20 protein-coding genes and 1 riboswitch are annotated in these 21927 nt (G+C 73.2%); of the genes, 10 read left to right on the top strand and 10 right to left on the bottom strand.

Annotated elements, in window-relative coordinates; genetic code table 11:
• Positions 1-118: 118 nt before the first annotated feature.
• Positions 119-661 carry an SAV_6107 family HEPN domain-containing protein gene (locus tag OG875_RS23750; RefSeq protein WP_330176249.1) on the bottom strand — a complete coding sequence of 181 codons (543 nt, stop codon included), beginning with the start codon at positions 659-661 and terminating at the stop codon, positions 119-121.
• Positions 662-941: 280 nt separating this feature from the next.
• Here OG875_RS23750 and OG875_RS23745 point away from each other — a divergent pair, with 280 nt between their 5' ends.
• The 3 genes from OG875_RS23745 (at position 942) to OG875_RS23735 (ending at position 4229) form a co-directional block, all read left to right on the top strand.
• Positions 942-1559, top strand: a complete 618-nt coding sequence (locus tag OG875_RS23745) for a TetR/AcrR family transcriptional regulator (RefSeq protein ID WP_330176248.1) — start codon at positions 942-944, stop codon at positions 1557-1559.
• 442 nt (positions 1560-2001) lie between these two features.
• A complete protein-coding gene (locus tag OG875_RS23740) occupies positions 2002-2607 on the top strand; it encodes a DUF4126 domain-containing protein (protein ID WP_330176247.1) in 606 nt (201 codons plus the stop codon).
• Between the two features lie 95 nt (positions 2608-2702).
• Entirely contained in the window at positions 2703-4229 is a 1527-nt protein-coding gene (locus OG875_RS23735; protein ID WP_330176246.1) for a phytoene desaturase family protein, read from the top strand.
• Between the two features lie 107 nt (positions 4230-4336).
• Here OG875_RS23735 and OG875_RS23730 read toward each other — a convergent pair whose 3' ends face one another.
• The 5 genes from OG875_RS23730 to OG875_RS23710 form a co-directional block, all read right to left on the bottom strand.
• Complete coding sequence (locus tag OG875_RS23730; RefSeq protein WP_330176245.1) at positions 4337-5356, bottom strand: hypothetical protein; 1020 nt, start codon at positions 5354-5356, stop codon at positions 4337-4339.
• Between the two features lie 51 nt (positions 5357-5407).
• Positions 5408-6325 carry a methylenetetrahydrofolate reductase [NAD(P)H] gene (gene metF / locus OG875_RS23725; protein ID WP_330176244.1) on the bottom strand — a complete coding sequence of 306 codons (918 nt, stop codon included), beginning with the start codon at positions 6323-6325 and terminating at the stop codon, positions 5408-5410.
• Positions 6326-6476: 151 nt separating this feature from the next.
• Positions 6477-7145 carry a thiamine phosphate synthase gene (gene thiE / locus OG875_RS23720; protein WP_330176243.1) on the bottom strand — a complete coding sequence of 223 codons (669 nt, stop codon included), beginning with the start codon at positions 7143-7145 and terminating at the stop codon, positions 6477-6479.
• Between the two features lie 171 nt (positions 7146-7316).
• Positions 7317-7682 (bottom strand): Rv2175c family DNA-binding protein, encoded by a 366-nt coding sequence (locus OG875_RS23715; protein ID WP_330176242.1) that lies wholly within the window; start codon positions 7680-7682, stop codon positions 7317-7319.
• 102 nt (positions 7683-7784) lie between these two features.
• Positions 7785-9005 (bottom strand): NAD(P)/FAD-dependent oxidoreductase, encoded by a 1221-nt coding sequence (locus tag OG875_RS23710; RefSeq protein ID WP_330176241.1) that lies wholly within the window; start codon positions 9003-9005, stop codon positions 7785-7787.
• A 106-nt stretch (positions 9006-9111) separates the two neighbouring features.
• Positions 9112-9226: riboswitch (TPP riboswitch) on the top strand.
• Here OG875_RS23710 and thiO point away from each other — a divergent pair.
• The 5 genes from thiO to OG875_RS23685 all read left to right on the top strand — a co-directional run bounded on the left by thiO (position 9223) and on the right by OG875_RS23685 (position 14836).
• Positions 9223-10554: a glycine oxidase ThiO gene (thiO, locus tag OG875_RS23705; RefSeq protein ID WP_330176240.1), complete on the top strand. Its 1332-nt coding sequence runs from the start codon at positions 9223-9225 to the stop codon at positions 10552-10554. It overlaps the preceding riboswitch by 4 nt.
• Positions 10555-10658: 104 nt before the next feature.
• Positions 10659-10859, top strand: coding sequence for a sulfur carrier protein ThiS (gene thiS, locus OG875_RS23700; RefSeq protein WP_330177879.1), 201 nt, complete (start codon positions 10659-10661; stop codon positions 10857-10859).
• Between the two features lie 5 nt (positions 10860-10864).
• Positions 10865-11659, top strand: coding sequence for a thiazole synthase (locus OG875_RS23695; protein ID WP_330176239.1), 795 nt, complete (start codon positions 10865-10867; stop codon positions 11657-11659).
• 141 nt (positions 11660-11800) lie between these two features.
• Positions 11801-13951, top strand: a complete 2151-nt coding sequence (locus tag OG875_RS23690) for a Stk1 family PASTA domain-containing Ser/Thr kinase (protein ID WP_330176238.1) — start codon at positions 11801-11803, stop codon at positions 13949-13951.
• A 3-nt stretch (positions 13952-13954) separates the two neighbouring features.
• The gene (locus tag OG875_RS23685; protein WP_330176237.1) at positions 13955-14836 is read left to right on the top strand and encodes a deoxyribonuclease IV; all 882 of its coding nucleotides are present in this window, start codon (positions 13955-13957) and stop codon (positions 14834-14836) included.
• Between the two features lie 126 nt (positions 14837-14962).
• Here the strand turns inward: OG875_RS23685 and OG875_RS23680 are convergent, their stop codons facing one another.
• Positions 14963-15595 (bottom strand): sulfite oxidase-like oxidoreductase, encoded by a 633-nt coding sequence (locus OG875_RS23680; RefSeq protein ID WP_330176236.1) that lies wholly within the window; start codon positions 15593-15595, stop codon positions 14963-14965.
• Positions 15596-15750: 155 nt separating this feature from the next.
• On the opposite strand from OG875_RS23680, the gene bfr reads away from it, so the two are divergent.
• The gene (bfr, locus tag OG875_RS23675) at positions 15751-16230 is read left to right on the top strand and encodes a bacterioferritin (protein WP_330176235.1); all 480 of its coding nucleotides are present in this window, start codon (positions 15751-15753) and stop codon (positions 16228-16230) included.
• Positions 16231-16332: 102 nt separating this feature from the next.
• Here bfr and OG875_RS23670 read toward each other — a convergent pair whose 3' ends face one another.
• Together OG875_RS23670 and OG875_RS23665 are read right to left on the bottom strand one after the other, a co-directional pair.
• Positions 16333-16635, bottom strand: a complete 303-nt coding sequence (locus tag OG875_RS23670) for a (2Fe-2S)-binding protein (protein ID WP_330176234.1) — start codon at positions 16633-16635, stop codon at positions 16333-16335.
• Positions 16636-16835: 200 nt separating this feature from the next.
• Positions 16836-18191, bottom strand: coding sequence for a class II 3-deoxy-7-phosphoheptulonate synthase (locus OG875_RS23665; RefSeq protein ID WP_330176233.1), 1356 nt, complete (start codon positions 18189-18191; stop codon positions 16836-16838).
• Between the two features lie 304 nt (positions 18192-18495).
• Here OG875_RS23665 and OG875_RS23660 point away from each other — a divergent pair, with 304 nt between their 5' ends.
• Complete coding sequence (locus OG875_RS23660; protein ID WP_443079182.1) at positions 18496-20592, top strand: anthranilate synthase family protein; 2097 nt, start codon at positions 18496-18498, stop codon at positions 20590-20592.
• A gap of 223 nt (positions 20593-20815) precedes the next feature.
• Here the strand turns inward: OG875_RS23660 and OG875_RS23655 are convergent, their stop codons facing one another.
• Positions 20816-21844, bottom strand: a complete 1029-nt coding sequence (locus tag OG875_RS23655) for a 6-phosphofructokinase (RefSeq protein ID WP_330176232.1) — start codon at positions 21842-21844, stop codon at positions 20816-20818.
• Between the last annotated feature and the right edge of the window lie 83 nt (positions 21845-21927).

Below are 21927 nucleotides of genomic sequence, written 5' to 3'. Positions count from 1 at the left end.
CCCCTGGTACCCGGGGCGTGAACGGTGCGGGCTCCGCACAGCCTATTGCCTCCGCCGCGCGGCGCCCGCCTCCGCCGTCCGCCACCCTCCTCCCCCGTCACCCCGGCCGCGCGGCTCGTCACCCGGCGGCGTCACCGTCCCCCGGCTGTTCGGGCGCGGGCCGGGGCAGCACCGGCTGGAGGACGAGCAGCCGTTCCACGAGGCGCAGGAACATGGCCACGTCCCGCAGCAGGTCGTCGGCGTCGCGGGTGCTCGCCGCGCCCTGGATCCCGGCCTCGGCCCGCGCCCGGCGGGCGGCCCCGGAGGCGAAGAGGGCGCTCCACTCGGACAACTCGGGCGCGATCTCCGGCAGCACCTCCCAGGCGCTCCGTATGCGCTTGCGGCGCGCGTTCGTCGTGGGTTCGGGCCGGCCCCGGGCGGCCAGCACGGCCGCCGCCGTGCGCAGGGCGGCCAGATGGGCCCTGGCATAGCGCTCGTTGGGCGTTTCGAGGGCCGCCGCCTCGTCCAGCCCCGCGTGGGCCTGGGCGAGCAGATCGAGAGCGGCGGGCGGCGCGGTCTCGCGCCTGAGGACGGGGTGGACATCGTTCGCGGCGCCGGTCAGTGAGGGGGCAGGGCCGCCTGTGCTTCGCCGGTGCGCGGCTGCGGCGTAGGAACGGGCCATGACGAACCTCCTGGTCGTCTCTGTGACGGCTCTGTGGCCGTATGTGCCCATGGTGGAGCACGCCACTGACAATCGGTCCTGACCTGGACATCTACCCCGTCGGGCCGCTCGTACCGCGCTGAGCGCCGACCGGACGGGCCTCAGCCGTCCGCCGCCCCGCCGCCCCGCCGCCCCGCCGCCCCGCCGCGCCCGGGGCCGGGGCCGGGGCCGGTGGCCCGGCTCCGTCCGGAATTGAGCCATGCGCCGGATACGCGCGCCCGCACCTGTGACAATCACGCGCATGGACAGGAGCAGCGCCCGCCGCCAGGCCACCCGTCGGAAGCTCTACGAGGCCGCGGTGACGCTCATCGCGGAACAGGGCTTCTCGGCGACGACCGTGGACGAGATCGCCGAGCGCGCCGGAGTCGCCAAGGGCACCGTCTACTACAACTTCAAGAGCAAGACGGATCTCTTCGAGGAGCTCTTACGGCACGGCGTCGGCGTGCTGACCGGCTCCCTCCGGGACGCGGCCGACGCGACGGCGGGGCGTGGCGGGAGCAGCGTCGAGGCGCTGGACGCCATGATGCGGGCGGGTCTGGACTTCATCGACCGGCGCCCGGCCTTCACCCAGCTGTACGTCGCCGAGCTCTGGCGCACCAACCGCCCCTGGCAGTCCTCCCTGCTGACGGTGCGTCAGCAGGTCGTGGGGGTCGTGGAGAAGGTGCTGCGGGAGGGCATCGAGCGGGGTGAGCTGAGCCGGGGGATCGATGTCCCGCTGACGGCCGCCGCGTTGGTGGGGACGGTGCTGGTGGTGGCGCTCGACTGGCAGGCGTTCCAGCCCGAGCGGTCGCTCGACGAGGTGCACGCGGCGCTCTCGCTGCTGCTGCGCGGCCGGCTCGCCGGCGAAGGCGACAGCTGATGCCCGACCCCGAACCGGCACCTGGAACCGGCGCCTGAGGGCGGTCGGCCGGGCGGCGGACGAGCCCGAACCCGAGACGCGGACGAGCCCGCGCCCGGGACGGACGCCGGGCCCGAGCCCGGGAACAAGCCCCCCAGAAGCCGAGGTGACGGCGCGCCGTCGGCCCCCGGCGGCGAAAACGCGCCACTCCGGCCGGGCTTCCTCACTCCGGGCCCGACCGGAACGGCTCACCGCCCACCTCGTACCGGTCGGGGTGCCACACCGCTCCGCCGCCCCGTGCCGGCGGTCTCGGCACCGCGCCCCTCCCGTTGCCCCCACTCTGCCGTCCGCGCAGGTGGGACCCCATCCGCGCGTCTACTCATCTCATGTCCTAGGTACGGATACTCACGTCGGCGTTCCGGAGCTCACCCGTCCGGCGGACACGCTGGCTACGCTCTGGTCCGTGTCCGTACTTCCGCTTGTCTTCACCAGTGGCTGGGCCAGCGGGATCAACGCCTACGCGGTGGTCCTCCTGCTCGGCATCTTCGGCGCGACCGGGCTGACCGACGAGGTCCCGGAGTCGCTCCAGCGCACCGACGTGCTGATCGTCGTCGGTGTGCTCTTCGTCTGCGAGGCGGTGGCGGACAAGATCCCGTACGTCGACTCGGTCTGGGACGCGGCGCACACGGTGATCCGGCCGGTGTCGGGCGCCGTGGTGGCCGCGCTGCTCGCCGGGCAGAGCGGTTCGCTCCCGGAGATCACGGCGGGCGCGGTCGGCGGATCGACCGCGCTGGTGAGCCATCTGGTGAAGGCCGGTACGAGGATGGCGGTCAACACCTCCCCCGAGCCCTTCAGCAACATCGCCGTGAGCACGGCCGAGGATCTGGCCGTGGCCGGGCTCATCACCTTCGCGATCTTCCACCCGCTGGCCGCCGCGCTGATCGCGGGCGGACTGCTGCTGAGCGGCATCGTGATCATCTTCTTTCTGGCCTCGAAGATCCGGCAGTTCCGGCGGCGCCGGGCGGACCGGCGCGCGGAGCGGGAGACCGCCGTCCCCTGGCCGCCCTGACACTCCCCGGCCGCCCTGACGCCCCGTCGGTTCGGCTCCCCCGGCCGGGCATCCCGGGCGCGGTGCCGGGAAAAGGGGCCGCTAGGGTCCGTTCCATGGCACGGATTGCGGTGATCGGCGCCGGGATGGGCGCGATGGTGGCGGCTGCCCGGCTGGCGGTGGCGGGGCACCGGGTGACGGTGTACGAGCGCTCGGCGACGTACGGCGGCGCCCTCGGCCGGCTGGAGCGCGACGGGTTCGCGTACGACACGGGGCCGGGCCTGCTGCATCTGCCCGCCGTCTACCGGGACTTGTTCCTCAAGACCGGCAAGCAGCCTCTTGAGGAGTGCGTGCGGATGACCCAGGTCGATCCGGCGAGCCGGCATCTCTTCCCGGACGGCACCGACGTGGCGCTGCCCAACGCGTCGCGGGCGGGTGTCGTCGCGGCCCTGGACGCCGCGCTCGGCGCGGGCGCGGGCGAGCGCTGGGGTGATTTCCTCGGCCGGGCCCGGGACGCCTGGGACCGTTCGCGGCGGCCTCTGCTGGAGGAGCCGCTGCGCGCGGACTGGCAGGTGCTCGGGCGCGATCCGTATCCGGCCGTCCCGCGGCGGCGGCTGCTGCGCGCGCCGCTGCTCGCGGGCACCGTCGCCGAGGTGGGGGCCCGGGAGCTGGCCGATCCCCGGCTGGCCGCGCTGCTGGAGGGGTACGCCCTGGCGTACGGGCTCGATCCCCGGCACACCCCGGCGGGCGCCGCCCTGCTGCCGTACATGGAGCAGACCTTCGGCAGCTGGTACGTGCGGGGCGGTATGCGGGCACTGGCGCACGCCGTGTACGAGCGGTGTCTGGCCCGCCGGGTGGAGTTCGTCTTCCACGCCGATGTCGTCCGGGTCGTGGAGAAGGACGGCCGGGCGGCGGGTGTGGAGCTGGCGCCGGGGCCCTCGGCCGGGGGCTCGGCCGTCGTGGCGGCGGACCATGTGGTGGCGGGCACGGCGCCCGCCGGGCTGGTGGACCGGGACCTGTGGCCGGCCGGCGGCGTACGGCCCCCGGCCGCCGGGGCGCCGCCGGTGCCCGGCCGGTTCTCGGTGCTGCTGGCCCTGCGGGGCGGCCGGCCGGACGGTACGGCGCACCGGACGGTGGTCCACTCCCCCGTCGGCGGCGCCGAGGCCGACGCGGTGTTCTCCGGGCGGACGGCGGAGCGGCCCACGGTCACGGTGCTGCGGCCCGACGACCCGACGACGCGTCCGGACGACGGGCACGAGGCGGTGACCGTCACGGCGACGGTCGCGCCGCAGGGGCCGGTGGACTGGACGGACGCCGGGCTGCGGGAGCGGTACGCGGACGTGCTCGTGGCGGTGGCCGGTGCCGCCGTGCCGGGGCTGCGGGAGCGGCTGCTGCGGCGGGAGATCCTGACGCCGGCCGATACGGCGAACCGGACCGGGGCGCGGGGCGGTTCGGTGCCCGCGCCCTCGCTGGCGGGTGCCGGGGGGCGGCTGCTGCGGCCGGCCAACACCACGCTGCTGCCCGGTCTTCATCTGGTCGGCGGCGAGGCGCACCCGGGGGGCGGGCTCGCGCACGCGGGGATGTCCGGGACGCTGGTCGCCGGGCTGATCGTGGAGGGGGCGGACTTCCGCGGCTCGCGCTGATCCGGGGCGGCGGTCCTGCCCCGAACCCGCCCGCACAGGGCGGCAGTTGCGGGCCCGTCAGCCGCCCGTCCGAGGGCCCGTCGAGGCCGACGGGCCGTCAGGGACGGTCAGTAGCGGTAGCGCTGCTCGTCGTAGGCGGGGTCGAAGCCGTACGGCCGGGGCTCCTGGTCGGGCATCGGGGGCACGTCCTCGCCCTCGCGCTGCTGCGGGACCCAGACACCGCCGGGGGGTGTGTCCGCCGCGTACTCCTGACGGGCCGCCTGCCCGTTCTGCTCGTCGTAGGGCTCCGCGTACTGCTGCTGCCGTCCGTCGTAACCGTCGTACCCGCCGTAGGAGTCGGTCGTGGCGCCGCTGTACGGGTCGGTGTAGGCGGCGTACTGCTGCTGGCCGTTGCCGTAGTCGTACTGCCCGTTCTGGCCGGCGCTCTGCCCCGGGTACCCGTCCTGCGCGCCGTAGCCGTCCTGGCCGCCGTACGCGTCCTGGCCGTGGCTGGCGTACGGGTCCGTGGCGCCGTACGTGTCGGCCGTGCCGTACGCGTGCTGCTCCTGGCCGTCGTAGGCGTCGCCGTTCGCGTAGCCCGTCCCGCCGCCCGTGGGGGCGTCGTAGCCGGTGTACGGGTCGTAGTTGCCGTACTGGGTGGCCTGGTAGGCGGCGTCGCTGTACACGCCGTACTGCCCGGTGTCGTCGGGCATCGGCTCCGGTTCGTACACGGACGCGGAGGGGGACGGGGCGTAGGGCGGCTCGTCGGGCACGGCCGCAGTGAGGTCCGGGAATTCGGGGTCGGGCCGGTACTCCAGGCCGGAGACCTCCAGGCTCGGTTCACGCACGTCGGACGCGGGCCCGGCGGCCCGGCGGCGCCGGCTCGCGCCGGGGCTGCCGCCGATCGCCCACCCGGTGGAGAAGCCGCGCCGGAACGACAGCGTCACATAGGTCTGGCCGACCGCGAACGCGATCGCGCCGACCGCGATGACCGGGACGGAGGCCATCAGGACGCCCAGCACCACACCGACGAAACCCGTGAAGGCGAGTAGTCGCCAACGGAGCCGCGCCTTGTACTGGAGGAGTACCTCGCCCAGTAGCCACAGCGCGACGATGCCGAACGCGATGTAGAGGACCGTCCAGCCCATGCCCGCCCCTCTCCTGCGGTCACCGCCCCGGGACAGGGCGGGTACGACCGGTCACGACTGCTCGTGCAGTCCGAGATTCTCGTAGATTTCGAGCGTCGCCGTGGAGTTGTTGAGTGTAATGAAGTGGAGTCCGGGGACACCCTCCGCACGCAGCGTCGCGCAGAACTCCGTCGCGTACTCGATACCGATGGAGCGTACAGCGGCGGCGTCGTCCTTGACGGAGAGGATCCGTTCCCGCAGTGCGGGAGGCACCTCCGCGTTGCTCAGCCGTGAAAAACGTTCCAGCTGGCGGACGTTGGTGATCGGCATGACCTCGGGGATGATCGGGGTGTCGCAGGCGGCGGCCGACACCTTGTCCCGCAGGCGCAGATAGTCGACGGGGTCGAAGAACATCTGGGTGATGGCGTAGTCGGCGCCCGCGCGGCACTTGGCGACGAAGTGCCGGATGTCGCTCTCCCAGTCGGTGGAGCGCGGGTGCATCTCGGGGAAGGCCGCGACGCCGACACAGAAGTCGCCGGAGTCCTTGATGAGCCGCACCAGGTCGGCCGCGTACGCCAGGCCCTCGGGGTGCTGGACCCACTCGGCCATCGGGTCGCCGGGCGGGTCGCCGCGCACGGCGAGGATGTTCCTGATGCCGGCGTCCGCGAACTGGCCGATCATGTTGCGCAGCTCGGCAACCGAGTGGTCGACGGCGGTGAGGTGGGCGACCGGGGTGAGCGTGGTGTCGGCGGCGATCTGCTGGGTCGCCCGCACCGTGCCCGCGCGGGTGGAGCCGCCCGCGCCGTAGGTGACCGAGACGAAGTTCGGGGCGACGGCCTCGACCCGCCGCAGCGCGTTCCAGAGGTTCCGTTCGCCCTTCTCCGTCTTGGGCGCCCAGAATTCGAAGGAGTACGACAACCTGTCGGTCGCCAGCAGTTCACGCACCGTACGCGCGTGATCCGTCCTGGTCGAGGCTGTACCAAGGGCCATGCCGCAAGGCTATCGAGGGTGACCCCCGGACCCAACCAGAGCCGGGCTGTTTGTCCATTTCACACCATCCCTGTCCACGCCTCGGACAGTTCCCGCACCTGGGACGGTGCGGGAACAGGGCGGGCGGGAGACGGGCGGGGCGGCCCTTGGGTCAGGCGACGCGGTCCCGGACGCGCTTGGCGAGACCGGCGGCGGCCGTGGCCGGATCGTCCGCCTCGGTCAGGGCCCGGACGACCACGACCCGGCGGGCGCCGGCGTCGAGCACCTCTTCCAGATTGCCCGCGTCGATCCCGCCGATCGCGAACCAGGGGCGCCGGGTGGCCAGCGACGCGGCGTACCGCACGAGGCCGAGTCCCGGCGCGGACCGGCCGGGCTTGGTGGGGGTCGGCCAGCAGGGACCGGCGCAGAAGTAGTCCACGCCGGGCTCGCCGGCCGCCGCCATGGCCTCGGCCTCCGAGTGGGTGGAGCGGCCGATGAGCGGCTCCGTGCCGAGGACGGCGCGGGCGGCGGAGACGGGCAGGTCGCCCTGGCCGAGGTGCAGCACGTCGGAGCCGACGGCGTGGGCGATGTCGGCCCGGTCGTTCACGGCGAGGAGCCTGCCGTGGCGCCGGCAGGCGTCGGCGAAGACCTGGAGGTGCTCCAGCTCCTCGGCCGCCTCCATGCCCTTGTCGCGCAGCTGCACGATGTCGACCCCGGAGGACAGGACGGCGTCCAGGAACTCGGGGAGGTCCCCCTGCCGTTTCCGGGCGTCCGTGCACAGATAGAGCCGGGCGTCGGACAGCAGGTCGAGTGCGCTGGGCGCGCCGGGCACTGCGGGCATGCGGATCTCCCCCGTCGGGTGTTCGCCGTCGGACGGCCGCCGGCCGGCTGTGCCGGGGACGGCCGTACGCGGAGCGGTGCCGGCCGGACCGGGCCGGCCGGACTCGTGTCGTGGGGCGGGCCGTGCGCGGGCCGGGGCGGCCCGGTCCGCGCACGGCCGGTGGTGGCGTCGTCAGACGGCGAGCGCCTGCGCGCGGCGCTTCACCTCCGTACCGCGGTTCTCACCGAGTGCCTGCGCGGGCGTGCCCGGCAGGGACGGGTCGGGAGTAAAGAGCCACTCGAGCATCTCTTCGTCGGTGAAGCCGTCGTCCCTCAGGAGCGTCAAGGTCCCCGCGAGGCCCTTGACGACCTTGTCGCCGTCGAGGAAGGCGGCCGGCACCTGGAGCGCGCGGTTCTCACCGCGGCGTACGGCGATGAGCTGGCCCTCCTTCACCAGCTGGCGCACCCGCGTCACCTCGATGTCGAGCATTTCGGCGATATCGGGCAGGTGGAGCCACGCGGGGACGAGAGCATCGATCTTTGCGTCAATCTCAGTCACAGGACAAGCCTGCCATCCCGGACTGACAGTCGGAAGCCGAGCGGGCAACCGGGCGGGCCGCCGGGCGGCGCGACACGGCCTCGTACGGCGCCCGGAGCGTGTTCAGAGAGCTGCCGCCTTCAGGGGTACGCCCGGGTCGGCGGCCCGCGCCGGGTCGATCCGCGCGGCCGACGCGACGAGTTTGCGGCCCTGGGCCAGATCGCGCGGCCGGCCGACCGCCAGCAGCGCCACCAGGACCCCGCCGCGCAGCCAGAGGACCGACCAGGAGGCGTCGGCCGGGTCGCCGCGCCACAGCGGGGTGTCGGCCCCGGCGTGGTGGCCCGCGTACTGCACGAAGCGGCCGAACTGCTCGGACCAGAAGTACGGGACCGGGTCGTACGGCGCGTGGGCCTCCCCCACGATGTCGGCGGCGACCGTACGCGGCCCCTGGAGGGCGTTGTCCCAGTGGTGCACCAGCAGCCGCTCGCCGTAGCGGGCCGAGGGGAACGAGGCGCAGTCCCCGACCGCGTACACACCGGGCACCGAGGTCCGCAGCCGGTCGTCCGCCGTGACGGCGCCCTCGGGGCCGGTCGCGATACCGGAGCCCGCCAGCCAGGCCGTGGCGGGCCGGGCGCCGATGCCGACGACCACCGCGTCCGCCACCAGTTCCCGGCCGTCGGCGAGGGACACCGTGCCGGGCCCGACGCTCGCCACGCGCGCGTGGGTGAGCAGTTCGGCGCCGCTCTCCGCGTACCAGTGCGCCATCGGAGTGGTGACCTCGGCGGGGAGGGCACCGGCGAGGGGACGGCCCGCCGCCTCGACGACGGTCACCGCGCAGCCTGCCTCCCTGGCCGCCGTGGTGAACTCGGCGCCGATCCAGCCCGCGCCGACCACGACGACGTGCCGCTCGGGCGCCAGGACGGGGCGCAGCCGCGCGGCGTCGTCCAGGGTGCGCAGCAGATGGACACCGGGTACGCCGTGGGCGCCCGGCAGGGTGACCGGTTCGGCGCCGGTGGCGACGACCAGCACGTCGTACGGGACGGGGCCCGTCCCGGTGTCCAGTTCCCGGTCCCCGGGGCGTACGCCGGTCACTTCGAGACCGAGGCGCAGGTCGACCGAGAGCGCGTCGAAGTCCACGTCGAACGCGGAACTGTCCTCCTTCCCCAGGAGGACGGCCTTCGACAGCGGGGGCCGGTCGTAGGGCTGGTGCGGCTCCGCGCCGATGAGGGTGAGGGCGCCCTCGTACCCCCGTTCACGCAGGGCCACGGCCGTCTGCACGCCCGCCATGCCCGCGCCGACGACGACGACGCGCCGCTGGTCCGTCTGCTTCCGCTGCTCGCTCACCCGATCACCTTAAGGACCCGGCGGCAGCGGCGACTCCCTTACCGGGCGCGGGAGACCGGGTTAGGCTGACCCGTGAAGCACTCATCGGCACTGACGCACAAGAGACTTCACACCTCGCGGGAGCCCGGACGCAGCGGGCTGAGAGGGAGGCTGACGCGGCCTCCGACCGTACGAACCTGATCCGGGTCATGCCGGCGAAGGGAGGAGCTGGACAGCCATGCGGTCATCCCACGTTCCGTTCGGAGAGTCCGTCGCGGACACGGCACCCGACCCCGGGGACGGACCCCCGGATCCTCAGGACAGATCACCGGGCACGGCATCGGGCCCCTCCACGGGGACCGGGCCCCGGGGAGGTGGCGTCCTGGTCGTCGGCGGCGGGATCATCGGTCTGGTCACCGCCTGGCGGGCCGCGCAGCGCGGGCTCGGTGTCACCGTCGTCGACCCCGCGCCGGGCGGCGGCGCGGCCCTGGTCGCGGCCGGGATGCTGGCGGCCGTGAGCGAACTCGACCACGGCGCGCAGGCGCTGCTGGGGCTGAACATGGCGTCGGCGCGGCTGTACCCGGACTTCGTCGCCGAGTTGGAGGCGGTCACCGGCCGGGACACCGGCTACCGCGCGTGCGGCACGCTCGCCGTCGCCCTCGACACGGACGACCGGGCCCAGCTGCGTGAACTGCACGCCCTCCAAAGGAGGTCGGGCCTGGAGTCCGAGTGGCTCACCGGACGCGAGTGCCGGCGGCTGGAGCCGATGCTCGCGCCGGGTGTACGCGGCGGGCTGCGCATCGACGGCGACCACCAGATCGACCCGCGCAGGCTCGCGGCGTCCCTCCTGACGGCCTGTGAGCGGGCCGGGGTGGTCTTCCACCGGGCCTGGGCCGAGCGCCTGCGGGTGGTACGGGACCGGGCGGCCGGGGTGACCCTGCGGGGCGGCGGCGAACTCGGCGCCGATCAGGTCGTCCTGGCCGGTGGCAGCCTGAGCGGGCGGCTCGGCGGCGTACCGGACGACGTCCTGCCGCCGGTGCGTCCCGTCAAGGGGCAGGTCCTGCGGCTGACGGTGCCGCGCCCGTACGCGCCGTTCCTGTCCCGGACGCTGCGGGCCGACGTCCGGGGCGGCCATGTCTATCTGGTGCCGCGCGAGAACGGCGAGCTGGTCGTGGGCGCGACGAGCGAGGAGCTCGGCTGGGACACGACGGTGACGGCGGGCGGGGTGTACGCGTTGCTGCGCGACGCCCACGAGTTGCTGCCCGGCATCACCGAACTGCCCCTCACCGAGACCCGTGCGGGGCTGCGTCCGGCCTCGCCCGACAACGCGCCGCTGCTCGGGCCGACCGCCCTGCCGGGCCTGCATCTGGCGACCGGGCACCACCGCAACGGGGTGCTGCTGACCCCGATCACCGGCCGGGTGATGGCCACCGTCCTCACGACCGGCGAACTGCCGGACGAGGCACGGGCCTTCACGCCCGGCCGCTTCTCGCCGACGGGCGCGCCCCGCACCCGCCCGTCGCGGTCCCTCTCCCCCGCCGTCTCCGCAGGTCAGGAGAAGCACGCATGAGCGACCCCGCCAACCGATCCGGCGACCGATCCGCCAACCGGTCCGCCAACCGATCCGTCGACCGATCCGTCGACCCGTCCGTCAACCCGGCAGGCCCGAGGTCCGTGACCGTCTCGGTGAACGGGGAGCCGCGCGTCCTGGCCGGACCCGTCACCCTCGACGTGCTCGTCGCCACCCTCACCCCCGCCCGGTCGGGCGTCGCCGCCGCACTCAACGAGACGGTCGTCCCGCGCGGTCGCTGGTCGGAGACACCCCTCGCGGACGGCGACCGGGTCGAAGTCCTCACCGCCGTCCAAGGAGGCTGAGCCCGATGTCCGACGACCGCCTCGTCATCGACGGCACCGTCCTCGGCTCCCGTCTCATCATGGGCACGGGGGGCGCGCCCAGCCTGGACATCCTGGAGAGGTCGCTGCTCGCGTCGGGCACCGAACTGACCACGGTGGCCATGCGCCGGCTGGACCCCACCGTGCGCGGTTCCGTCCTGTCGGTGCTCGACCGGCTCGGCATCCGGGTGCTGCCGAACACGGCGGGCTGCTTCACCGCCGGTGAGGCCGTCCTGACCGCCCGGCTGGCGCGGGAGGCGCTGGGCACCGACTGGGTCAAGCTCGAAGTGGTGGCCGACGAACGGACCCTGCTGCCCGACCCCGTCGAACTGCTCGACGCCGCCGAGACGTTGGTCGACGACGGCTTCACCGTCCTGCCGTACACGAACGACGACCCGGTGCTCGCCCGGAAGCTGGAGGACGTGGGGTGCGCGGCGATCATGCCGCTCGGGTCGCCGATCGGGTCGGGTCTGGGCATCCGCAACCCGCACAACTTCCAGCTGATCACCGGCCACGCGCGCGTGCCGGTGATCCTGGACGCCGGGGCCGGTACGGCGTCGGACGCCACGCTCGCCATGGAGCTGGGCTGCGCGGCCGTCATGCTGGCGTCGGCGGTCACCCGCGCCCAGGAGCCCGTCCTGATGGCGGAGGCGATGCGGCACGGGGTGGAGGCGGGCCGTCTCGCGTACCGGGCGGGGCGTATCCCGCGCCGGCACTTCGCCGACGCGTCGTCCCCCACGGAGGGGCTGGCGATGCTGGACCCGGAGCGGCCGGCGTTCTGAGGGCGGGTCCCCGGGTGCCCGGAGCGGGGGCGGGCCGTTTGCGGCGGGGCGGTGCGGGGGCTGTCACAGAACGGCACCATTGGCGTGTCGGGCCCGTTCCGGGGCTGCGGGAGTGTCGGCGGCGGCTCGTAGACTCGCCGGGTGGACACGACGCTTAAGGACCCGCTCGTCGGGCAGGTGCTCGACGGCCGCTACCGGGTCGACGCGCGTATCGCCGTGGGCGGCATGGCCACGGTCTACCGGGCCGTCGACACCCGGCTGGACCGTGTCCTGGCTCTGAAGGTGATGCACCCGGCCCTGGCGACGGACGCCGTCTTCGTGGAGCGTTTCATCCGTGAGGCCAAGTCGGTGGCGCGGCTCGCGCATCCGAACGTGGTCGGGGTCTTCGACCAGGGCGCCCACGGCGCGTACGTCTATCTGGCCATGGAGTACGTCGAGGGCTGCACGCTGCGCGACGTGCTGCGTGAGCGCGGCGCCCTGCGGCCGAGGGCCGCCCTCGACATCCTGGAGCCGATGCTGGCGGCGCTGGGCGCGGCGCACCGGGCGGGTTTCATCCATCGCGACGTCAAGCCGGAGAACGTCCTGATCGGGGACGACGGCCGGGTCAAGGTCGCCGACTTCGGTCTCGTACGGGCCGTGGGCTCGGTCACGAACACCACGGGCACGATCCTCGGCACCGTGTCGTATCTCGCGCCGGAGCAGATCGAGTACGGCACCTCCGACACCCGCGTCGACGTGTACGCGTGCGGTGTCGTGCTCCACGAGATGCTGACCGGTGCCAAGCCGCACGGCGGCGACACCCCCGCACAGGTGCTGTACCTGCATCTGAACGAGGACGTGCCCGCGCCGTCCGCAGCGGTGCCGGGGATGGCGGCCGAGCTGGACGACCTGGTCGCGGCGGCCACCGCGCGCGATCCGGACCGCCGTCCGGAGGACGCGGTGGCGTTCCTCGCGCGGGCCCGGCGTACGCGCGCGGCGCTGAGCGACGCGCAGCTGGACGCGGTGCCGCCGGAGGCCGCGAACGCGGACGCGCGGGCCGGTTCGGGCGCCGGCGGCGGGCGCGCGGGCAGGGCGTCCGCGCCGTCCCGGGACGGCCTGGGCAACGGAGCCGACAGCGGGTCGGGGCGCGCCCACGACGCCTCGACCGCGTCGGTGGCCTCGCACGACGCCTCCTCCTACGGAGTTTCCGCCGGTCCCGCCGACGGCTCCGACGATCCGACGAGCGTGCTGACCCGCCCCGCGCGCCCGCACCCGTCGCCCGGCCCGTACGGCGCCCCCGACCCGTCTTCGGACGCGGGGGACAGCGGTGTCCGCCGGACCAGCATTCTTCCGATGCCGCCTCCGGGGCCGCCGGACCCGCCGCGACGGCCGCCCGCGCGCCGTTTCCCCGGGCGGGGCTCCGCAAGGCCCCGCAGGGGTGTCCTGGCGGCCGTGGCGGGCGCGCTGCTGGTGCTCGGTCTGGGCCTCGGTGTCTGGTACATCAACTCGGGGCAGTTCACCCGGGTCCCCTCGGTGCTCGGACAGACCGAGCAGGCCGCGAAGCAGCGTCTCGGCGAGGCGGGTCTGGACGCGCGCGTGGAGCGGGACTTCAGCGAGGCGTACGAGCGCGGCACGGTGATGCGTACCGAACCCGGGCCCCGCGCCCGGATACGGGGCAACGGCTCGGTGACCCTGGTCGTCTCGCGCGGCCCGTCGATCGTGCGGGTGCCCGACCTGGCCGGCCTGTCGCTGGCCGAGGCCAGGGACGCGCTGAAGGAGGCCGGGCTCGCGCCCGGCGTCGTCGCCCGGACCTTCGACGCGGAGACCGCCCAGGGCGACGTGATCCGCTCCCAGCCGAAGACGGGTACGGAGCTGCGGCCGGACGCCGGGGTGGCGCTCGTCGTCAGCAAGGGCAGGCCGGTCCACATGCCCGACGTGACGGGGCAGTCCGAGGAGGAGGCCACCGCCGCGCTCGAATCCGCCGGTCTCGATGTGAAGATCGCCGCCGAGCGGGTCAACTCTCCTGAAGAGGAGGGCGCGGTGGCCGCGCAGTCGGCGAAGGAGGGCGCCCGGCTCGCCGGGGGCGACACCGTCACGCTGACTCTCTCCAAGGGCCCCCGGATGATCACCGTCCCGGACGTCACGGGCCTGTCCGTGGACGCCGCCAGGACCGAGCTGACCGGGGCGGGCTTCCAGGTGGAGGTCGACCGGACCTTCCCGTTCTTCGACGACACCGTGGCGAAGCAGTCCGTCGAGGGCGGGCAGACGGCCCCCGAGGGCGGCACCATCACGCTCACGACCAAGGGAATCTGAGGCTTGACGCTCCCCGACCGCCCGCGCAATCCCGTCGGCGGCCATGTTCCGGTCGCGGGCGGTCTCGCGCGCGTGGGGCTCGCCTGGGCCCGGGACATCGGCGCCGAGACCGTCCAGGTGTTCGTCGCCAATCCGCGCGGCTGGGCGACCCCGGCCGGGAATCCGGCGCAGGACGAACGGTTCCGCGCGGAATGCGCCGCCGAGGGGCTGTCCGCGTACGTCCACGCGCCGTATCTGATCAACTTCGGCTCGCACACACCGGAGACCGCCGAGCGGTCCGTCGACTCGCTGCGGCACAGTCTGCGGCGGGGCCGGGAGATCGGGGCCCGGGGCGTGGTGGTGCACACCGGTTCGGCGACGGGCGGGCGGTCGCGTGAGGTGGCGCTGGCGCAGGTACGGGAGCGGATGCTGCCGCTGCTGGACGAGCTGACGCGGGACGACGACCCGTATCTGCTGCTGGAGTCGACGGCGGGCCAGGGCTCCTCGCTCTGCTCGCTGGCCGAGGACTTCGGGCCGTACCTGGACGCGCTCGACGCGCACCCCCGGGCCGGGATCTGCCTCGACACGTGCCACATCTACGCGGCGGGCCACGATCTGGCGGCTCCCGGCGGGACCCACCGCATGCTGGACCGGCTGGTGGAGACGGCGGGGCCGGGGCGGCTGCGGCTGATCCACGCCAACGACTCGAAGGACGTGTCCGGCGCCCGCAAGGACCGGCATGTGAACGTCGGCGCGGGCCATATCGGCGAGGCGCCCTTCCGGGCGCTGTTCTCGCATCCGGCGACGGAGGGCGTGCCGCTGGTGATCGAGACGCCGGGCGGCAAGGAGGGGCACGCGGCGGACGTGGCCCTGCTGAAGAAACTGCGGGAGGACGGGCGGCCGTAGGGCGTTCGTTCCGTGGGGGCGGGCGCGGGTGATTTCAGAGGTCCGGGACGAGCCGGCGGCGGGCTCCGTCGACGGGCGGGCTCCGGGCCCGCGCGGGTGGTTTCAGAGGTCCTCAGAGGTCCGGGCTCAGAGGTCCGGGCCGTCGCCGGGACCCTCCTGGTACGCGTAGCGCTGCTCGCGCCAGGGGTCGCCGATGTTGTGATATCCGCGTTCCTCCCAGAATCCGCGCCGGTCGGCGGTCAGGTATTCCACGCCCCGGACCCATTTCGGGCCCTTCCACGCGTACAGGTGCGGCACGACGAGCCGCAGCGGAAATCCGTGTTCGGCGGTGAGGAGTTCACCGCCCTTGTGCGTGGCGAATACGGTCCGTTCCGAAGTGAAATCGGAGAGCCGGACATTGGCGCCGTACCCGTACTCGGCCCAGACCATGACATGGGTGACGGCCGGCGCCGGCGGAGCCAGTTCCAGGATCGTACGGGCGAGGACGCCACCCCATTCGGCCCCGAGCATGCTGAATTTCGTCACGCAATGCAGATCGGCGATCACTGTCGAGAACGGCAGGGCCGAGAACTCCTCGTGATTCCAGCAGTGCTTGTCCCCGTCGGCCGTGGCACCGAAGACACGGAACTCCCAGCGGGCCGGTCTGAAGGTGGGGACGGGCCCGTAGTGCGTGACCGGCCAGCCGCGCTGGAGCCGCTGACCGGGCGGAAGCCCGGACCGCGCGGACTCCCGTTTCTCCCGGCTTTCCGGCTGACCCATGCGTTCCATGGTGACAGACCGCCTGCGGTGCTCATGACCAGGTACGGCCCGATTGGTGCAACCACTACCAAGGTGGGCCTTACTGGACGGTCTTCGGATCTCAGTGCGAGGATGCGCGCAACCTGGCCAGTCCCCGCGTGGAAGGAGCCTCTGCGATGCAGGGCGACCCCGAGGTCCTTGAGTTCCTCAATGAGCAGTTGACCGCCGAATTGACCGCGATCAACCAGTACTTTCTGCATGCCAAAATGCAGGAGAACTTCGGCTGGACGAAGCTCGCGAAGTACACACGGGCCGAGTCCTTCGACGAAATGAAGCACGCGGAGATCCTGACCGACCGGATTCTCTTCCTGGACGGTCTGCCGAATTATCAGCGGCTTTTCCATGTACGGGTGGGACAGACCGTCACCGAGATGTTCAACGCCGACCGGCAGATCGAGGTGGAGGCGATCGACCGGCTGCGGCGCGGGGTCGATGTCATGCGCGCCAAGGGCGACATCACCTCGGCGAAGATCTTCGAGTCGATTCTCGCGGACGAGGAACACCACATCGACTATCTCGACACCCAGCTCGAACTGATCGAGAAGCTCGGCGAGGCGCTCTACATCGCCCAGTTGATCGAGCAGCCCAGCAGCTGACCGGCCCGGCCGGCCCCGGTACGGATCGGGGACGCAGCTCGGGGACACAGGTCGGAGTTGCGGGTCGACCCGGCGCCGGCGCGCACGCCGCCCGCTGTACGGTCAGGCGGCTTTCAGACGCGCGGCATCCAGGCCCACGGGCTCCAGACTCGCGGGCTCCCGATGCGCGGTGTCCGGCCGCGCGAGCGCCGTCTCCGCCACGGCCGACTCCACGGCGGCCGTTCCCAGCAGATCCCGGCGGGGGCATCCGCCACGGCCGAGGATCGACTGGATGCTGCGCACGCACGAACCGCAGTCCGTGCCGGCCTTGGAGGCCGAGGCTATCTGGCGCGGGGTGCGGGCACCCGCCGCCGCGTGTTCCCGGACCTGCTTCTCGGTGACGCCGAAGCACGAGCAGACGTACACGCGGGTCCACCTCCGGGCAGGACGGTTCGTACGACACCGCCCCCTTCCGGGCGGTGAGGCAAACCTAACCTTACCTGCCGTCCGGGGCACCGCACAGCCCCCCGGACGGGTGTGGGGCGCGGATCACATCGCGATCCGCGCCCCACTGTGCGTATGTGCCCCGCGGTGCGTACGTGCTCCGCTTCGGCCGTTCCGGCGGGCTACTGCGCCCGGTACATCTCCGCGACCAGGAAGGCCAGGTCGAGCGACTGGCTGCGGTTGAGCCGGGGGTCGCAGGCCGTCTCGTACCGCTGGTGCAGGTCGTCGACGAAGATCTCGTCGCCGCCGCCCACGCACTCGGTGACGTCCTCGCCGGTCAGCTCCACATGGATGCCGCCGGGGTGCGTGCCGAGGCCCTTGTGCACCTCGAAGAAGCCCTTGACCTCGTCCAGCACGTCGTCGAACCGGCGGGTCTTGTGGCCGGACGCCGCCTCGAAGGTGTTGCCGTGCATCGGGTCGGTCACCCACGCCACCGTCGCGCCGGACGCGGTGACCTTCTCGACCAGGTCGGGGAGCTTGTCCCGGACCTTGTCGGCGCCCATCCGGACGATGAAGGTCAGCCGGCCGGGCTCACGCTCGGGGTCGAGCCGGTCGATGTAGCTGAGCGCGTCGTCCACCGTGGTCGCCGGGCCGAGCTTGATACCGATCGGGTTGGCGATCTTCGACGCGAACTCGATGTGCGCGCCGTCCAGTTGACGGGTGCGCTCGCCGATCCAGACCATGTGGCCCGAGACGTCGTAGAGCCTGTCGGTGCGGGAGTCGATCCGGGTCAGAGCGGTCTCGTAGTCGAGGAGCAGGGCCTCGTGCGAGGAGAAGAACTCGACCGTGCGGAACTCCGCCGGGTCGGTGCCCGCCGCCTTCATGAAGTTCAGCGCGTTGTCGATCTCGCGGGCGAGCCGCTCGTAACGCTGCCCGGACGGCGACGACTTGACGAAGTCCTGGTTCCAGGCGTGCACCTGGCGCAGGTCCGCGTAACCACCGGTGGTGAAGGCGCGCACCAGATTGAGCGTCGCGGAGGACGCGTGGTACATCCGCTTCAGCCGCTCGGGGTCCGGGACCCGGGCCTCCTCGGTGAAGGCGAAGCCGTTGACGGAGTCGCCCCGGTAGGTGGGCAGCGTCACGCCGTCACGCGTCTCGGTGGGCTTCGACCGGGGCTTGGAGTACTGCCCGGCGATCCTGCCCACCTTCACCACCGGCACCGACGCCGCGTAGGTGAGGACCGCGCCCATCTGGAGCAGGGTCTTGAGCTTGCTGCGGATCTGCTCGGCGGACACGCCGTCGAACGCCTCCGCGCAGTCACCGCCCTGGAGCAGGAACGCCTCGCCCTTGGCGACGGCGCCCATCCGGGCGCGCAGCTGGTCGCACTCGCCCGCGAAGACGAGCGGCGGATAGCTCTCCAGCTCCGCGACGGCGGCACGCAGGGCCGCGGCATCGGGATATTCGGGCTGCTGAGCCGCGGGGAGGTCTCGCCAGGTCGCCTGGGTGGCGGATGCTCGGGTGTCAGCGTTCACGGTCACGCGGACAACATTACGGGGTCACGGCAGCCGCTCTCGCCGTCTCTCAGTGAATGAGACGGCTGTCCGAAAACGTGGCGGAAGCGGGTCGTACCGGGGGCGGGTGTCGTGGGTTATGCTCCCCCGCATGTTGGCGCAGCTGAACCAGGCTTGGTGGTGGACCGCACATCCGGCGGTCCGCTGATTCACGCGCGCAACACCGAATCGCAAGGCCGCCCGAGGGGCGGCCTTCCGTGTTTCCCGGCCCACCGGCCGGCGCGGACCGGGAATCGGGGCCGTTCCTCCACTCCGGAAGGACACGCCCCGCATGGACACGACCCGCCCCGACGCACCTCACAGAGACACGCACCCCGGAGATGAGACCCACGGAGTCGCGGCCCGCCCCGGCGCTCCCCGCGTGGACCGCGCGCGCACGGGCACGACGCCCACCACCCGCGCGCTCCTCGCCCGGCCCACCACCCGCGCGCTCCTCGCCCGGCTCGCCGCCGGCGACGGCCCGCCGTTCGCCCTGCTGCGCCGCCGTACACCGGGGCGCGACCACGACACCGTGGAACTGCTCGTCGGTGAGGTGCGCGAGGTCGAGCGGCTGGCCGACCTCCCGGTCGGCGACGAACGGGGCGGTGACGGGCCGGGCGGTGAAGGGCGGGGCGGTGACGGGCGCCCCTCGCTGGCTCTGATCCCGTTCCGGCAGATCCGGGAGCGCGGCTTCGAGGCGCACGACGACGGCACTCCGCTGTCGGTGCTGATCACCGACGAGTCGTACGAACTGCCGCTCGCCGAGGTCCTCGCCGAACTGCCCGCGCACCGGGTCCGGGTCGAGGACGGGGGCTTCGACATCGACGACGAGCGGTACGCGGACGTCGTCCGGCGGGTCGTCGAGGACGAGATCGGGCGGGGCGAGGGGGCCAACTTCGTCGTCCGGCGGACCTTCGAGGGCCGTATCCCCGGCTTCGGACGCGCCGACGCGCTCGCGCTCTTCCGGCGGCTGCTGACCGGCGAGCGGGGCGCGTACTGGACGTACGTGGTGCACACCGGCAAGCGGACGCTGGTCGGGGCCAGCCCGGAGGTGCATGTGCGGATGAGCGGCGGCACCGTCGTGATGAATCCGATCAGCGGCACGTTCCGCTATCCGCCCGGGGGGCCGACGGCCGAGGGGCTGCTGGAGTTCCTCGGCGACCGCAAGGAGACCGACGAGCTGTCCATGGTCGTGGACGAGGAGCTCAAGATGATGTGCACCGTCGGTGACATGGGCGGGGTGGTGATCGGGCCCCGGCTCAAGGAGATGGCCCATCTCGCGCACACGGAGTACGAGTTGCGCGGGCGCAGTTCGCTCGACGTGCGCGACGTGCTGCGGGAGACGATGTTCGCCGCGACCGTCACCGGATCGCCGGTGCAGAACGCCTGCCGCGTCATCGCGCGGTACGAGCCCCTGGGGCGTGACGGCACCGGGCGCGGCTACTACGCGGGCGCGCTGGCCCTGCTCGGACGGGACGCGGGCGGCGCCCAGACGCTGGACTCCCCCATCCTGATCCGGACGGCCGACATCGACGCCGGCGGCGGGCTGCGCGTGCCGGTCGGCGCGACGCTCGTACGGCACTCGGACCCGGCCGGCGAGGTCGCCGAGACGCACGCCAAGGCGGCGGGCGTGCTGGCGGCGCTGGGCGTACGGGACGGGCGGCCGGGTGGCTCCTCCGTACGGAGGGCGCTCGCCGACGACCCGCGGGTACGGGCCGCGCTGGACGCCCGGCGCGCCCAACTGGCGCCGTTCTGGCTGCGGATGCACGGCGGGCCGGGGGCGCTGTCCGGGCACGCCCTGGTCATCGACAGCGAGGACACCTTCACGGCGATGCTGGCGCATCTGCTGCGGTCCGCAGGTCTGGAGGTGACCGTACGGCGCTACGACGAACCCGGCCTCCGTACGGAGGCGGTGCTCGCGCACCGGGGCCTCGTGGTGCTCGGCCCCGGGCCGGGCGATCCGTCCGACGCCGGCGATCCCCGGATGCGGACGCTGCGCGCGCTGGCCTCCGTACTGCTGCGGGAACACCGGGGCGGACTGCTGGGGGTCTGCCTGGGCCACGAGCTGATCGCGGCCGAACTCGGGCTCGTGACGGCGCGCAAGGAGCAGCCGTACCAGGGCGCCCAGACACGGATCGACCTCTTCGGCGGGACGGAGACGGTCGGTTTCTACAACAGCTTCACCGCGCGCTGCGACGACGCGGAGGCGGCGGGGCTGGCGGCACGCGGGGTCGAGATCAGCCGGGACGGGGCGGGAGAGGTCCACGCGCTGCGCGGGCCGGGCTTCGCCGGGGTGCAGTTCCATCCGGAGTCGGTGCTGACCCTGCGGGGGCCGGAGATCGTCGCGGGGCTGGTCGCGGACGCGACGCGGGGGCGGGTCGTGGGGTAGAGCGGGGCGGGGGCGGATGGGGCGGGGAGCGGTCGGGGGTGCTGGGCGGGGGCGGGCGGGGGCCGCTGCGCGGGGCCTGTTCCCCTGCCCGCCCCTTCCCTCAACCGGGGCTCCGCCCCGGACCCCGCTCCTCAAACGCCGGAGGGGCTGGATGTGCCCGCTCCTCAGGCACCGGAGGGGCTGGATGTGACTGCTCGGGCGCCGGAAGGGACAGGAGCGGCCGTCAGCCGAAGAAGACCCCCACCTCCTCGTACAGTTCCGGCTGGACCGTCTTCAGTCGCGCCGTCGCCTCCACGATCGGGACCCGCACGATGTCCGTGCCGCGCAGGGCGACCATCCTGCCGAAGTCGCCGTCCCTGACCGCCTCGATCGCGTGCAGACCGAACCGCGTGGCCAGCCAGCGGTCGAAGGCGCTCGGGGTGCCCCCGCGCTGCACATGGCCGAGGACGGTGGTGCGCGCCTCCTTGCCGGTGCGCTTCTCGATCTCCTTGGCCAGCCACTCGCCGACGCCCGACAGCCGGGCATGGCCGAAGGAGTCCAGCGTGCCGTCCTTGAGGATCACCTCGCCGTCCTTGGGCATCGCACCCTCGGCGATGACGACGATCGGCGAGTACGACGCCTTGAAACGCGACGTCACCCAGGCACAGACCTGGTCGATGTCGAAGCGCTGCTCCGGTATGAGGATGACGTTCGCGCCGCCCGCGAGACCCGAGTGCAGGGCGATCCAGCCCGCGTGACGCCCCATCACCTCGCAGACGAGGACGCGGTGGTGCGACTCGGCGGTGGTGTGGAGGCGGTCGATGGCCTCGGTGGCGATGCCGACCGCCGTGTCGAAGCCGAAGGTGTAGTCGGTGGCCGACAGGTCGTTGTCGATGGTCTTGGGCACGCCCACACAGGGCACGCCGTGCTCGTCGGAGAGCTGGGCCGCCACGCCCAGGGTGTCCTCGCCGCCGATCACGATGAGCGCGTCGACCCCGCCTTCGGCGAGGTTCTCCTTGATGAGCCGGACGCCGTCCGCCCGCTTGAGCGGATTGGTGCGCGAGGAGCCGAGGATGGTGCCGCCACGGGGCAGGATGCCCCGCACGGTGGGGATGTCGAGCCGTACGGTGTCGCCTTCCAGCGGTCCGCGCCAGCCGTCCCGGAAGCCGGTGAACTCGTACCCGTACTCCTGGACGCCCTTGCGCACGATGCCCCGAATGACCGCGTTGAGCCCTGGGCAGTCGCCGCCTCCGGTCAATACTCCGACCCGCATGGAAACACTTCCCTTCGCCGTCGGTGACGCGCCTGGGTCACGTCCGAGTGACACAGGTCACTCCGGCATGGTGCGCAGGGTCG

The organism is Streptomyces sp. NBC_01498 (assembly GCF_036327775.1).
Classification (GTDB): Bacteria; Actinomycetota; Actinomycetes; order Streptomycetales; family Streptomycetaceae; genus Streptomyces.
This window is presented reverse-complemented; position numbering and strand designations above follow the sequence as displayed.

Bases quoted from the DNA above. Each gene is read 5' to 3' on its own strand.
- OG875_RS23745 (WP_330176248.1), top strand. From the start codon at position 942: ATGGACAGGAGCAGCGCCCGCCGCCAGGCCACCCGTCGGAAGCTCTAC.
- OG875_RS23660 (WP_443079182.1), top strand. From the start codon at position 18,496: ATGGACACGACCCGCCCCGACGCACCTCACAGAGACACGCACCCCGGA.
- thiO (WP_330176240.1), top strand. From the start codon at position 9,223: ATGCGGTCATCCCACGTTCCGTTCGGAGAGTCCGTCGCGGACACGGCA.
- metF (WP_330176244.1), bottom strand. From the start codon at position 6,325: ATGGCCCTTGGTACAGCCTCGACCAGGACGGATCACGCGCGTACGGTG.
- OG875_RS23730 (WP_330176245.1), bottom strand. From the start codon at position 5,356: ATGGGCTGGACGGTCCTCTACATCGCGTTCGGCATCGTCGCGCTGTGG.
- bfr (WP_330176235.1), top strand. From the start codon at position 15,751: ATGCAGGGCGACCCCGAGGTCCTTGAGTTCCTCAATGAGCAGTTGACC.
- OG875_RS23735 (WP_330176246.1), top strand. From the start codon at position 2,703: ATGGCACGGATTGCGGTGATCGGCGCCGGGATGGGCGCGATGGTGGCG.
- OG875_RS23680 (WP_330176236.1), bottom strand. From the start codon at position 15,595: ATGGGTCAGCCGGAAAGCCGGGAGAAACGGGAGTCCGCGCGGTCCGGG.
- OG875_RS23695 (WP_330176239.1), top strand. From the start codon at position 10,865: ATGTCCGACGACCGCCTCGTCATCGACGGCACCGTCCTCGGCTCCCGT.
- OG875_RS23750 (WP_330176249.1), bottom strand. From the start codon at position 661: ATGGCCCGTTCCTACGCCGCAGCCGCGCACCGGCGAAGCACAGGCGGC.
- thiE (WP_330176243.1), bottom strand. From the start codon at position 7,145: ATGCCCGCAGTGCCCGGCGCGCCCAGCGCACTCGACCTGCTGTCCGAC.
- OG875_RS23655 (WP_330176232.1), bottom strand. From the start codon at position 21,844: ATGCGGGTCGGAGTATTGACCGGAGGCGGCGACTGCCCAGGGCTCAAC.